The sequence below is a fragment of the Pseudomonas sp. YuFO8 genome, from assembly GCF_035065025.1.
GTDB classification, from domain to species: Bacteria; Pseudomonadota; Gammaproteobacteria; order Pseudomonadales; family Pseudomonadaceae; genus Aquipseudomonas; species Aquipseudomonas putida_AE.
The window spans coordinates 19,606-31,689 of sequence record NZ_JAXDEQ010000060.1; the positions used below are offsets into that span (position 1 = coordinate 19,606).

At 57.8% G+C, this 12,084-nt stretch carries 10 protein-coding genes and 2 pseudogenes; 2 read left to right on the top strand and 10 right to left on the bottom strand.

Annotated features, from left to right (window positions below; translation table 11 throughout):
* Positions 1–66: 66 nt before the first annotated feature.
* The 6 genes from SOP95_RS29750 to acs form a co-directional block, all read right to left on the bottom strand.
* Complete coding sequence (locus SOP95_RS29750; protein ID WP_034151461.1) at positions 67–831, bottom strand: ABC transporter ATP-binding protein; 765 nt, start codon at positions 829–831, stop codon at positions 67–69.
* Positions 832–858: 27 nt separating this feature from the next.
* Positions 859–1,971: a M14 family metallopeptidase gene (locus tag SOP95_RS29755; protein WP_323609282.1), complete on the bottom strand. Its 1,113-nt coding sequence runs from the start codon at positions 1,969–1,971 to the stop codon at positions 859–861.
* Position 1,972: 1 nt separating this feature from the next.
* A complete protein-coding gene (locus SOP95_RS29760) occupies positions 1,973–2,671 on the bottom strand; it encodes an ABC transporter permease (protein ID WP_323609283.1) in 699 nt (232 codons plus the stop codon).
* Positions 2,668–3,357, bottom strand: coding sequence for an ABC transporter permease (locus SOP95_RS29765; RefSeq protein WP_323609284.1), 690 nt, complete (start codon positions 3,355–3,357; stop codon positions 2,668–2,670). Before SOP95_RS29765 ends, SOP95_RS29760 begins: the two co-directional genes overlap by 4 nt.
* An 83-nt stretch (positions 3,358–3,440) precedes the next feature.
* Positions 3,441–4,217, bottom strand: a complete 777-nt coding sequence (locus SOP95_RS29770) for an ABC transporter substrate-binding protein (protein ID WP_274077887.1) — start codon at positions 4,215–4,217, stop codon at positions 3,441–3,443.
* Between the two features lie 689 nt (positions 4,218–4,906).
* Complete coding sequence (acs, locus tag SOP95_RS29775) at positions 4,907–6,862, bottom strand: acetate--CoA ligase (protein ID WP_274077886.1); 1,956 nt, start codon at positions 6,860–6,862, stop codon at positions 4,907–4,909.
* Positions 6,863–7,279: 417 nt separating this feature from the next.
* Between acs and SOP95_RS29780 the strand changes: the two genes are divergently transcribed.
* Both SOP95_RS29780 and SOP95_RS29785 read left to right on the top strand, forming a co-directional pair.
* On the top strand, positions 7,280–7,543 hold the full coding sequence (locus SOP95_RS29780) for a DUF2790 domain-containing protein (RefSeq protein ID WP_274077885.1): 264 nt from the start codon (positions 7,280–7,282) through the stop codon (positions 7,541–7,543).
* A 540-nt stretch (positions 7,544–8,083) separates the two neighbouring features.
* The gene (locus SOP95_RS29785) at positions 8,084–9,331 is read left to right on the top strand and encodes a ribonucleotide-diphosphate reductase subunit beta (RefSeq protein ID WP_007978181.1); all 1,248 of its coding nucleotides are present in this window, start codon (positions 8,084–8,086) and stop codon (positions 9,329–9,331) included.
* Positions 9,332–9,866: 535 nt separating this feature from the next.
* Here SOP95_RS29785 and SOP95_RS29790 read toward each other — a convergent pair.
* The 4 genes and pseudogenes from SOP95_RS29790 to SOP95_RS29805 all read right to left on the bottom strand — a co-directional run.
* A complete protein-coding gene (locus tag SOP95_RS29790; protein WP_323609285.1) occupies positions 9,867–10,571 on the bottom strand; it encodes a DUF6933 domain-containing protein in 705 nt (234 codons plus the stop codon).
* A gap of 36 nt (positions 10,572–10,607) precedes the next feature.
* Positions 10,608–10,969 (bottom strand): annotated as a pseudogene (locus SOP95_RS29795) (hypothetical protein).
* An 82-nt stretch (positions 10,970–11,051) separates the two neighbouring features.
* Positions 11,052–11,435, bottom strand: coding sequence for a hypothetical protein (locus SOP95_RS29800; RefSeq protein WP_274077881.1), 384 nt, complete (start codon positions 11,433–11,435; stop codon positions 11,052–11,054).
* A pseudogene (locus SOP95_RS29805) lies at positions 11,432–12,084 on the bottom strand (PAAR domain-containing protein); the annotation flags it as partial. The pseudogene SOP95_RS29805 and the gene SOP95_RS29800, both read right to left, overlap by 4 nt.

A 12,084-nucleotide genomic window follows, 5' to 3' on the forward strand; every position in this document is an offset into this window, starting at 1 on the left:
GAACAATCAACATCAAAAGATCGCAGCCTTCGGCAGCTCCTACAAGGTACACAACGGCAGCCTTGATTATTTCAAGCTGCCGGACAGGAATTGTTGCAAGCGCTCGGACTGTGGATTGACCAGCACCTCGCGCGGGTTGCCGCTCTCTTCGACCACACCTTTGTGCAGGAACACCAACTGGTTCGACACTTCACGGGCGAAGCCCATTTCGTGGGTCACCACGACCATGGTCCGACCTTCCTGGGCCAGGGCCTGCATGACTTTCAGCACGTCGCCAACCAGCTCCGGGTCGAGTGCCGAGGTCGGTTCGTCGAACAGCATCACCTCAGGTTCCATCGCCAGGGCACGGGCAATCGCCACGCGCTGCTGCTCGCCGCCGGACATGTGGCCCGGGTAGGCATCCTTGCGATGTGCCACGCCAACCTTGTTCAGGTAGTGCTCGGCTTTCTCGCGGGCCTCGGCCTTGGACACGCCCAGTACATGCACCGGCGCTTCCATGATGTTTTCCAGCGCGGTCATGTGCGACCACAGGTTGAAATGCTGGAATACCATCGACAGGCGCGAACGCATGCGTTGCAGCTGTTTCGGGTCGGCGGCTTTCATCGCGCCGTCCTTGTTCGCCACCAGCTTCAGCTCTTCGTTGTTGAGCAGGATCCTGCCCGCGTGCGGCTGCTCCAGCAGGTTGATGCAGCGCAGGAAGGTACTTTTGCCGGAGCCACTGGAGCCGATGATGCTGATCACATCGCCAGCCGCCGCTTTCAGGGACACGCCCTTGAGCACTTCGTGACTGCCATAGCGTTTATGCAGGTCTTGGACTTCAAGCTTGTACATGCGGTCGGTTCTCACAAAAACAGTCAGTCAGTCGTTGAGCAAGCGCCCGTGACGCAGCGCTTCGCGCCCCGCCACCTTGGCCAGCCAGAAACCGGGTTGGGCGTAACGCAGCCGTTCAATGGCAAACAGCACCCCGGACGTACCAGCACACACCGTGCTGACCCGATCCGCCAGCGGATCGATCACTTCGAAAATCTCGTCACCCGCCTCAACCCATTCACCGGGCTGGCGCAGGAAACTCACCACACCAGGGTGCGGCGCGAACAGCAATTCGGTGCCTTCGAACGGCAGGCCTTCGCAGGCTTCCTGGGCAGGTTGCGGCCAGTCACCGCTGATCAACCCCTGCTCGGCGAGGAACGCCAGGATGCCTTCGGCGTAAGCCTCGGTCTCAGCGCGACCGGTATCGGCCTGACCGCCCAGTTCCAGGGTAGTCGCCAGGCACGCCAAGGGAATCTGCGCATCCGGGAACAGACGCGACAAGCGCAACCACGGCAGCGAACAGGCTTCGTCGAAGGAGCTGCCGCCGGAATCTTCCGCCAGCAAGCCAACCCGAACATTCAGGTGCGCGGCCAGCGAACGCCAATGCGGCCAGTGCTGCGGCAAGGCGTACATGTGCAGCGCCGCTTCGGCATCGCAATGCAGGTCCAGCACCACATCGGCAGTGCAGGCATGGCTGAGCAGGATGCGCTGCATGCCCTGCAACTGGCTGCTGGCCGGTGGCAGTGCGGCCAGATGATCGCTCATGGCCTGACGGATCAACTGGATATTGGCGTGCGGATCATCGCCCAGATGGCCATCGAGTTGTGCGGCCAATGGCGCGCTCAGCTCGACGAAATCACGGTTGAAGTTCTTGCCGCTGCCGGCCTCGAAACGCCCTTGATGATTGCCTTGGAGCAACTGACCGAGGCCCAGTGGATTGGCCACCGGCACCAGTTCGATCACGCCGTTGAGCAAGCCCTGGGCTTCGAGTTCAGCCAGGCGCTTTTTCAGCGCCCAGGCGGTGCGCATGCCCGGCAGTTCATCGGCGTGCAGGCTGGCCTGGATGTAGGCCTTGCGCTCGCCCTGGCCAAAACGGAACACCGAAATCTGGCGTTCGCTGCCCAGGTGACTCCACGGCAAAGCATGATCGATGCGTTCCATATCAGTGCTTCCGTGGGGCCAGGTAGCCCAGCCAGCGGCGCTCAGCCATCTTGAACAGCTTCACCAGGATGAAGGTCAGGCACAGGTAGAACACGCCGGCGGTGATGTACGCCTCGAACGGCAGGTAGTACTGGGCGTTGACCGTGCGCGCGGCACCGGTGATGTCGATCAGGGTCACGATGGACGCCAGGCTGGTGGTCTGCAGCATCATGATCACTTCGTTGCTGTACTGCGGCAGTGCCCGGCGCAGGGCCGATGGCAGCAGGATGCGCTTGTACATCTTGAAGCGCGACATGCCCATGGCCTTGGCCGCTTCAATCTCGCCGTTCGGCGTGGCACGCAGGCTGCCGGCGATGATTTCGGCGGTGTAGGCGCTGGTGTTGATGGCAAACGCCAGGCAGGCACAGAAGGTTGCGCTGGACAACCACGGCCAGAGGAAACTTTCGCGTACCGCTTCGAACTGCGCCAGACCGTAGTAGATCAAAAACAGCTGCACCAGCATCGGCGTGCCGCGAATCACGTAGGTGTAGAGCCAGGCGCTCATATTGACCACGGCGTTTTTCGAGACGCGCATCAGGCCCAGCGGCAAGGCACAGAGCAGACCGAAAAACAGCGACAGCGCGAGCAACTTGAGGGTGGTCAGCAGGCCGCCGAAGTACAGCGGCAAGGCCTCCCAGATGACGTTGTAGTCGAAGATCATAGCTCAGCCGCCCTTACGCCTACCGAGTAGCGCTTCTCGAGGTGACGCAATGCCAGCAACGAGACACTGGTGATCACCAGATACATCGCCGCCACTGCGAGGAAGAAGGTGAATGGCTCGCGGGTAGCATCTGCCGCCTGCTTGGCCTTGAACATCATGTCTTGCAGGCCCACCACCGAAATCAACGCGGTGGCCTTGGTCAGTACCAGCCAGTTGTTGGTGAAACCCGGAATCGCCAGGCGAATCATCTGCGGCACCAACACCCGGAAGAACACCTGGAAACTGCTCATGCCGTAGGCCATGCCCGCTTCAGCCTGACCCTTGGGGATCGCCATGAACGCGCCACGGAAGGTTTCCGACAGGTACGCACCGAAGATGAAACCCAGGGTACCGATACCGGCGGCCAGGGGGTTGAGGTCGATGTACTCGTCGAAACCGAGCAGCGGCGCGACGCGGTTGAGCAGGTCCTGGCCGCCGTAGAAAATCAGCAGGATCAACACCAGGTCGGGAATGCCGCGGATCACCGTGGAATACAGGTCGCCCAGCCAGGCCAGCCAGCGCACCGGCGACAGACGCAGTGCCACGCCGATCAGGCCCAGGACAATGGCCAGGGCCATGGACGACAAGGCGAGCTGAAGCGTCAGCCAAGCGCCATCGAGGATGACAGCCCCGTAGCCTTTCAACATGATTCAGGTCCTCGAAAGTTGGGATGAAAAAATGGCGCAAACCTCAGAAAACCTGCTGCTTGCGCCATTTCGGACTTGTCGTGTTACTTGCCGTAGATATCGAAGGCGAAGTACTTGTCCTGGATTTGCTTGTACTTGCCGTTGTCGCGGATGGCAGTGATCGCGGTGTTGATCTTGTCTTTCAGCGCGTCACCCTTGCGAACCGCGATACCCACGCCGTCGCCGAAGTACTTGACGTCGGTGAACGCAGGACCGACGAACGCGAAACCTTTACCGGCGTCGGTTTTCAGGAAACCGTCATCCAGCAGCGTAGCGTCTGCCACGGTGCCGTCGAGGCGGCCGGCGGCCACGTCGAGGTAAATTTCGTTCTGCGAACCGTATGGCTTGATCTCGGCACCCAGCGGGGCCAGGACTTCGCGGGCAAAACGCTCGTGGATCGAACCACGCTGCACGCCGATGTTCTTGCCCTTGAGCTCGGCCAGGCCTTCGCTGACCTGAGTGCCTTCCTTCATGACCAGGCGAGCCGGGGTGTTGTAGTACTTGTTGGTGAAGTCCACGGACTTCTTGCGGTCTTCAGTGATCGACATGGACGACAGGATCGCGTCGATCTTGCGCACTTTCAGTGCCGGGATCAGGCCGTCGAACTCTTGCTCGACCCACACGCACTTGACCTTCATCTCTTCGCACAGGGCGTTACCGATGTCGTAGTCGAAACCGACGATGCTGCCGTCCGGCGCTTTCGAAGCGAACGGAGGGTAAGCCGCTTCGATACCGATCTTCAGGGGTTTTTCATCGGCGAAGGTTGGCAGGGACAGCACGCAGGACATTGCCAGGGCGCCAAGCAGCACGAGTTTCTTCATCTTGGGACTCCATCGGTAAAGGGCTAAAACGGCAGAGTGAGCGACAGCCCAATATGCGAATGAGTGGAACCGGAAAGCGTTGCTGCGTCCTGGGATGCGGGTGTTTAAATTCAACACAGGCAACGACGAGCGAGTGATCGGCATTCTAACGACAGGCCCGGAGCCGATATTTCTTCAATGCGACAACTAGTTACAGATGCACCGAGAAAGCCGTTCGAGCACGTTGACAGCCCTGCAAATTCATGCGAGAGCAAAAGACGGTAAACCGATCTGTATTGCAAGTTGCGGGCCTATTATTGGCAAAGCCTTCTAATCCGGCAAGCGCAGCGTGGCTTCTTATTTTTTGCGGGAGCATCCGAGGGGCCTTGGCGTTTCCCAATGCCCCGAATCGGCGCATGGCGGTTACACATTCAGTAACCTGAAAAGTCGCAGGTAACAGTAGGAAACATCCCACAGGGGAAGCCGATAATTATTGGCTGTTGTTTATGCGGTGGCTGTTCTGGCCCCTTCGCGAGCAAGCCCGCTCCCACAGGTTTCCATGGTGTGACACAGATCGCGAACACTCCATAGCCCCTGTAGGAGCGGCCTTGCCCGCGAAGAGGCCCGCACAGCCACCACAAAAACTCCAGGCAACAAAAAGCCCCACCAGGCTCAACACCTGGCAGGGCTTCGATGACGCTGAACGCTACTTAAGCAACATTCATCGTCCTGTGCGTATCAATCAAATGCTGCACCACACCCGGATCCGCCAGGGTGGAAATATCCCCCAACGCATCGTATTCCGCCGTCGCAATCTTGCGCAGAATCCGCCGCATGATCTTGCCCGAACGAGTCTTCGGCAGCCCCGGCGCCCACTGGATCACATCCGGCGAAGCAATCGGACCAATCTCCTTGCGCACCCAGTTCTTCAACTCCAGACGCAGTTGCTCGCTCGGCTCCTCACCATTTTTCAAGGTGACATAGACATAGATGCCTTGCCCCTTGATGTCGTGCGGCACGCCAACCACCGCCGCTTCAGCGACTTTCGGGTGAGCGACCATCGCGCTTTCGATCTCGGCGGTGCCCATGCGGTGACCGGACACGTTGAGCACGTCATCCACGCGGCCAGTGATCCAGTAGTAACCATCGGCATCGCGACGGGCGCCGTCACCGGTGAAGTACATGCCACGGAAGGTCTTGAAGTAGGTGTCGACGAAACGGTCGTGATCGCCATACAGCGTACGCGCCTGGCCTGGCCACGAATCGAGAATCACCAGGTTGCCCTCGGCCTCGCCTTCGATGATGTTGCCCAGGTTGTCCACCAACGCCGGCACCACGCCGAAGAACGGACGCGCCGCGGAACCCGGCTTCAAGCCATGGGCGCCTGGCAGCGGGCTCATCAGGGTCGCGCCGGTCTCGGTCTGCCACCAGGTGTCGACGATCGGGCAACGGGATTGACCGACATTCTTGTAGTACCAGTCCCAGGCTTCCGGGTTGATCGGCTCGCCCACCGAGCCCAACAGCCGCAGGCTGCTGCCATCGGCGCCTTCAACGGCGGCCGTACCCGCGGCCATCATGGCGCGAATGGCGGTCGGGGCGGTGTAGAGGATGTTGACCTTGTGCTTGTCGACGATCTTCGCCACCCGGGTGATGTCCGGATAGTTCGGCACGCCTTCGAACAACAGCGTGGTCGCGCCATTGGCCAGCGGACCATAGACGATGTAAGTGTGGCCGGTGACCCAGCCGACGTCGGCGGTGCACCAGTAGACTTCACCCGGGCGGTAGTCGAACACGCGCTCGTGGGTCATGGCCGCGTACAACAGATAGCCGCCGGTGGTGTGCTGCACGCCCTTCGGCTTGCCGGTGGAGCCGGAGGTGTAAAGGATGAACAGCGCCTCTTCAGCACCCATCTCTTTAGGTGCGCAAACGGTGCCCGCCACTTTCATCAGGTCTTCGTACCAGATGTCGCGGTGCTGGTTCCACTTGATGTTGCCACCGGTGCGCTGGCACACGATGACCTTCTGGATGCTGCTGGTTTCCGGGTTGGTCAGGGCGTCGTCAACGTTGGCCTTGAGCGGAATCTTCTTGCCGGCACGAATGCCTTCGTCGGCGGTGATCACCACTTTGGATTTGCAGTCGATGATGCGACCGGCCAGGGCTTCCGGCGAGAAACCGCCGAACACCACCGAGTGAATCGCGCCGATCCGGGTACAGGCCAGCATGGCGACCACGGCTTCGGGGATCATCGGCATATAGATGGTCACCACGTCGCCGCGGTGCACGTCCTGGCCGCGCAAGGCGTTGGCGAACTTGCAGACTTGTTCGTGCAGCTCGCGGTAGGTGATGTTGCGGCTTTCGGAAGGGTCATCGCCTTCCCAGATGATCGCGACCTGATCGCCGCGCTCGGCCAGATGACGGTCCAGGCAGTTGTAGGAAACGTTAAGGGTGCCGTCGGCGAACCACTTGATGTCGACATGGTGATCGTCGAAGGAGGTCTGTTTCACCGTGGTGAAAGGCTTGATCCAGTCGAGGCGCTTGGCCTGCTCGCGCCAGAAACCGTCCGGGTTGACGACCGACTGCTGGTACATGGCCTTGTAGGTCGCCTCGTCAGTCAGCGTGTTGGCCAGAACCTCGGGACGAACGGGATACAGGGAAGCCGCACTCATCTTTCTTACCTCGGTGGAATAGTTGTTTTTGTATGACCCTGTTGTAGCCCGGGCGGGGCCTATAGAACCATTCGACGATGGTAGTAACAAGCCCACACCAAATGTCCTGATACCAGCACGAATCCCACACAACCCCTGTGGGAGCGAGCCTGCTCGCGAAAAACCCGAGAACACCAAGGGGCATCAGACAAAAGGCTATCCACCGATTGTTACAAAATCCGTCAAAGGTGTTTATCAAAACCACGCCTATATGAATGCCACCCCCACGCCTAAAATTCGCTCCGCCAACCCGGCAAACTGAGTTAACCAAGTTACAGCCCCCACGAAGGCAGTTAACCCAACCCCAAGTAGCCCGATCCACACGCAACCCCAAAAAGGTTGCGTGACCCCACTCGACTTGAAAAAGGTAAACACTAGATGAAAGCTTTATTGGTTCTGGCCCTCAGCAGCCTGTGCGCAACCGCCATGGCAGACGAGGCCCAGACTGATGTCGCGCAGCAACAACCGGCCATCGAGGATTACACTTACTCGATGGACCTGGACATCGCCAAAGTTATTTCAATGAGCGAAGTTCCCAATGTGTGTGAAGTTGTCCCGGCAAAAATGGAATATGACGACTCCAAAGGCCAGCGCCATATCCTGCGCTACAGCGTCATGGGTAACGGCTGCTCCAGCGGCTGATCTGACTGCGCCGAATCCGGCCTCTCCAGCGCTTCGCTGAAGGTCGATTCCAGCCCGGCTCGCGCCGGGCTCAGTTGTGTCTTAACTGGTCAAAAATCGCCCACAAACACAAGATGTAGTAAAAAAGCCCCTTTTCTGCTCACTTTTTGAGCAAAACCCATTCCCCGCCATTTGCGCGAAAAAAATCTTTCACCCGCCAAAGCCCTGTAAACCCTCGCTCCGACCGAAAAACCTGCCCTCTTGACCGCTCCATGCGCGGATTCGCCCCACCACGACCGTGAAAATTTCCCTATAATGCGGCCTTAAACGGGCCTGCAATATCCCCTTACAGGGATGAATAGCCAGTCTGAAGCCCCGCAACGGCATTCGATGCCGATTGCGCCCATCAGTGGCTCTCGGAACCCCGTACAAATTTATGTTTATTTGCCTGCGTGTACCGCTGCAAAAAACGCTATCCAACGCGGCCAGCACCGCCGTGTGAAAAACCAACCGATCATTTTCACACGGGCACACTGGCCCTCACGCAGGAGACGACACGTCATGCTGAGCTGGGACGAATTCGACAAAGAAGACACGGAAGTAGCAGTCAAGAGCGCCAACGCTGGCCACGCCACCGAAGCCAACATGGACCGTCTCGACAGCGCCGGCGGTGCCGCCGCCCTCGAAGCCCGTGCCGTGACCGCCGCTGACTCTGCCGCCGTTGCCCGCGCCAAAGCCGCCCTGGACTCGCTCGACGTCGCCGAAGGCCTCGCCGAACTCGAAGGCGCCTCCGCCCGTGTCGCTGTCGATGAAAAGCGCATGATCAACTGCCGCGCCGACCTCAACCAGCTCGTACCTTTCAAGTACGACTGGGCCTGGCAGAAGTACCTGGACGGCTGCGCAAACCACTGGATGCCGCAAGAAGTCAACATGACCGCCGACATCGCCCTCTGGAAAAACCCGGAAGGCCTGACCGACGACGAGCGCCGCATCGTGATGCGCAACCTCGGCTTCTTCTCCACCGCCGACTCCCTGGTTGCCAACAACCTGGTGCTGGCCGTGTACCGCCTGATCACCAACCCGGAATGCCGCCAGTACATCCTGCGCCAGGCCTTCGAAGAGGCGATCCACACCCACGCCTACCAGTACTGCATCGAATCGCTGGCCATGGATGAAGGCGAGATCTTCAACATGTACCACGAGATCCCATCGGTCGCGAAAAAAGCCACCTGGGGCCTGAAATACACCCGCTCGATCTCCGATCCGAAGTTCGAAACCGGCACAGTCGAAACCGACAAAGAGTTGCTGCGCAACCTGATCGCCTACTACTGCGTCCTGGAAGGCATCTTCTTCTACTGCGGCTTCACCCAGATCCTCTCCATGGGCCGCCGCAACAAAATGACCGGCGTCGCCGAGCAGTTCCAGTACATCCTGCGCGACGAATCCATGCACCTGAACTTCGGCATCGACGTGATCAACCAGATCAAAATCGAAAACCCGCATTTGTGGGATGCTGAAATGAAGGAAGAAGCTTCGCAGATGATTCTGCAAGGTACTCAGTTGGAGATCGAATACGCTCGTGACACCATGCCTCGTGGCGTGCTGGGCATGAACGCGGCGATGATGGAGGACTACCTGAAGTTCATCGCTAACCGTCGCCTGTCGCAGATTGGTTTGAAGGAAGAGTACCCAGGGACGACTAACCCGTTCCCTTGGATGAGCGAGATTATGGACTTGAAGAAAGAGAAGAATTTCTTTGAGACTCGGGTAATCGAGTACCAAACCGGTGGTGCGCTTAGCTGGGATTGATTCCTTGGCAAGCCACGATTTAGCGACTTGAATCGCCAAATCGAACATCTAAAAGCCCCGATCTGATCGGGGCTTTTTATTGACAGTAGGAAAACTCCTACCCGCTTACTCAGCAGTCGCAAAACCTCCTACAGCAATTCCAGATACATCCGCATTGATGACCATTCAAAGCGACTTTAATCTCTGCTGCAGGTGCCTAAGAAACGCCCAACGTAGAAGCTAACCTCATCACACAGAACGCATGCTGCTACCAGCATGTAAGCGCATTCGTGTGTGGACGAACAGCTTCGTTGGGATTCTTTGGTCCTCTACGTTGGGCCCGGCCCTCTTCAAATTCAAACGTAGAGGTAATGGAAATGCCTGCACAAACTCCACACCGATCGGTAATGACCGATCCTCTCGGATCAACAGTCTTCCACCGCGGATTCTGATTGTGTGCTCCCCGATCCTGAGTTGATGAAGCTGGCCGATAGCCTGTTGGCCAATTTCCGAGAGCCCGAGGATCTGATCGGCAAAAGGTCTTGGAGTGTCTGCACTATTGCAGTGGCTCGAACGCTTGCCGAAGCTTATCCTCCAGCGCCCATATCTCCCGCTTCACTTCCATACGCCGCTCACGGGCGGCTTGAATGCGAGCCTCATCAAGGCCGCCGTAGCGGCGTAACCAATGAACGATCATTTCCTCATCAGGGTAGTAATAGTCCTTCTGACCTTTACTGCTTCGCGGCGTGTCGTTCATGTCACTATCGAAGCGTCCAGCGGCGAATTCATCCGGGGGCAACGTACCCCATTCGGCGGCGCAATCCTCGAATATCCAGGCAATTTCATTGAGGTGTTTTTGCGCACCGCGATGCCCGCGTTTGTAGAACACGTACTCGCGGCAACTCTCCTGGAAGCGCTCCATCATCGGCTCATCATCGACCCAGCGAAGGATGTCGTGCTGGCCCGCATGGTGGATCAGGCCGTGTATCCAACGCTCGGCAAAACGATCGACGAAACCTTCGACATCCGCTTTTTTTGCCTCCGCGAAAATCATGCAATACCGGGTTTTCACATGGATGACGAACAGCACATGTTTACGTTGAACGGTGATGGCGTGGACCAGCCACTGTTCGGCTGACACGTCAGGCGTATCGTCCTCAATAATGAGCGACGGCGGTTTCTCCACCGGGGTGATTTTCTTGCCCTTGTGGACACGACTGAAAAAGTTGCTGGCGGCTTCGGTGCAATTGAAGATCAACATCCTGGTTCTCTGGTAGAAGGCTGGCGATAGCGGTTGTCAGTCCTGCCGCATGATCTCATCAGCCCATTCAATCTCATAGGGCTGGCGTACAGCGTCAGCAATCTCTTCCCGCGCCGCTTCACTGAGGACCGACAACTCTGCATCGGTTAGCAAGTCGTGTTGACCATCATTCTCAAAGCCATAGTTGCCCTTGAGCGACTGTAATGATCGAAAGTCCGGACGATGTCTTTATCCCGATCGCGCATCAGCCGATAAAGCATCCCGTACCGGGCTTGAGCCGAAAGCGCACCATGTTCAGTGATGGTCCTGGCATCGGCCAACACACCTTGGCAGAAACGATCGAGCGCAACCTTGCGCAGTTCCTTGAACTTCTTCCAGTCGCTTTCGAGGATGGACATGAGCATTACCCCGGCGAATGATCATACAATGCGGTGCAGAGCTACAGGATTCGGTTTGGGAGGCCAAGCTTTCTAGATGTTATTACCTAAGGTTAAAAATTTTCGCAATGCACCACAGCAAGACTAGTGACACTGAAAGTAATAATACGCTGCGCCTCAAAAAAACCAGTTTGCGCTTTATTGGCGCTGGAAGATTCTCTATGTCTTGAGCACTGATACTGCCATTTTCGATACCTCTACGTGGTGACGAGACGTAATCGGCAATGTTGGCGATCATCCTCAACCGCCCCGATAGCCCTGCGTGTCGCCAGAAGGCGAGAACGGTAATCGCCGGGCTGTTTTTCAGGTGCCCAAGGAGTACATCCATCTTGGTATAGGCCATATGAAGTGCTACTACGAGCCAGACGAAGATCAGTAGGAGGATTACGCCACCGAGAGTACCGAATATCATCGATGCTTTACTCATCTCGTTGCCTCGTAGATAAGGTCACCGATCCAATCGCCAAACCCGCTGCCTGCTGCTCCCCCGACCAAAGCCCCTGTTACTACCGCTACAGCGGTGCATATCCCGGTCCCTAAACCACCATTAGGTGCTCCGAGTGCAATACAGAGCCTGCCGGTTGTCTCAACTGACAACGTTGCACCTACGACGGCACCTCCTATGATTCCGCCAGCAAAGCTACCTGCCTCGGTGAATCTAACACGCTCGCAAGCTTCGGTATTTCCCGCCGTACACACATCCTGCACCTTCATGGCAGATGCACCTCCACCGACGGCAGTACCCAGCCAACCGCCGTATTGAACGTATTTAGAAGCCTTCGCCACACCTTCAAGATGGGTGGCATGACCTGGGATTTGCCCCCCAGGACTGGCATGGGTCCAGTGGTGGACCAGGCTTTGGCTGGAAATACCCAACTTTTTTTTCAAGTTGATATGGTCAGGGAATCCAATGCCCTTGCGGGTCAGTGCCGTCATATGGCTGTTCAGGTGTGCAAGCAGACGCTGGCGCTCTGCAAAGAATGCTGGCGAGCGCAGGTGCCCATCTCTCTGCAGCGTATTCTGTTGCAACGCTTCAATATCCCTCAAGGCATTGCCTACGTTATCCAGGTTGTTCT

Coding starts and splice junctions, on each gene's coding strand:
- acs (WP_274077886.1), bottom strand. CDS start 6,862: ATGAGTGCGGCTTCCCTGTATCCCGTTCGTCCCGAGGTTCTGGCCAAC.
- SOP95_RS29770 (WP_274077887.1), bottom strand. CDS start 4,217: ATGAAGAAACTCGTGCTGCTTGGCGCCCTGGCAATGTCCTGCGTGCTG.
- SOP95_RS29780 (WP_274077885.1), top strand. CDS start 7,280: ATGAAAGCTTTATTGGTTCTGGCCCTCAGCAGCCTGTGCGCAACCGCC.
- SOP95_RS29785 (WP_007978181.1), top strand. CDS start 8,084: ATGCTGAGCTGGGACGAATTCGACAAAGAAGACACGGAAGTAGCAGTC.
- SOP95_RS29760 (WP_323609283.1), bottom strand. CDS start 2,671: ATGATCTTCGACTACAACGTCATCTGGGAGGCCTTGCCGCTGTACTTC.
- SOP95_RS29790 (WP_323609285.1), bottom strand. CDS start 10,571: ATGTTGATCTTCAATTGCACCGAAGCCGCCAGCAACTTTTTCAGTCGT.
- SOP95_RS29750 (WP_034151461.1), bottom strand. CDS start 831: ATGTACAAGCTTGAAGTCCAAGACCTGCATAAACGCTATGGCAGTCAC.
- SOP95_RS29800 (WP_274077881.1), bottom strand. CDS start 11,435: ATGAGTAAAGCATCGATGATATTCGGTACTCTCGGTGGCGTAATCCTC.
- SOP95_RS29755 (WP_323609282.1), bottom strand. CDS start 1,971: ATGGAACGCATCGATCATGCTTTGCCGTGGAGTCACCTGGGCAGCGAA.
- SOP95_RS29765 (WP_323609284.1), bottom strand. CDS start 3,357: ATGTTGAAAGGCTACGGGGCTGTCATCCTCGATGGCGCTTGGCTGACG.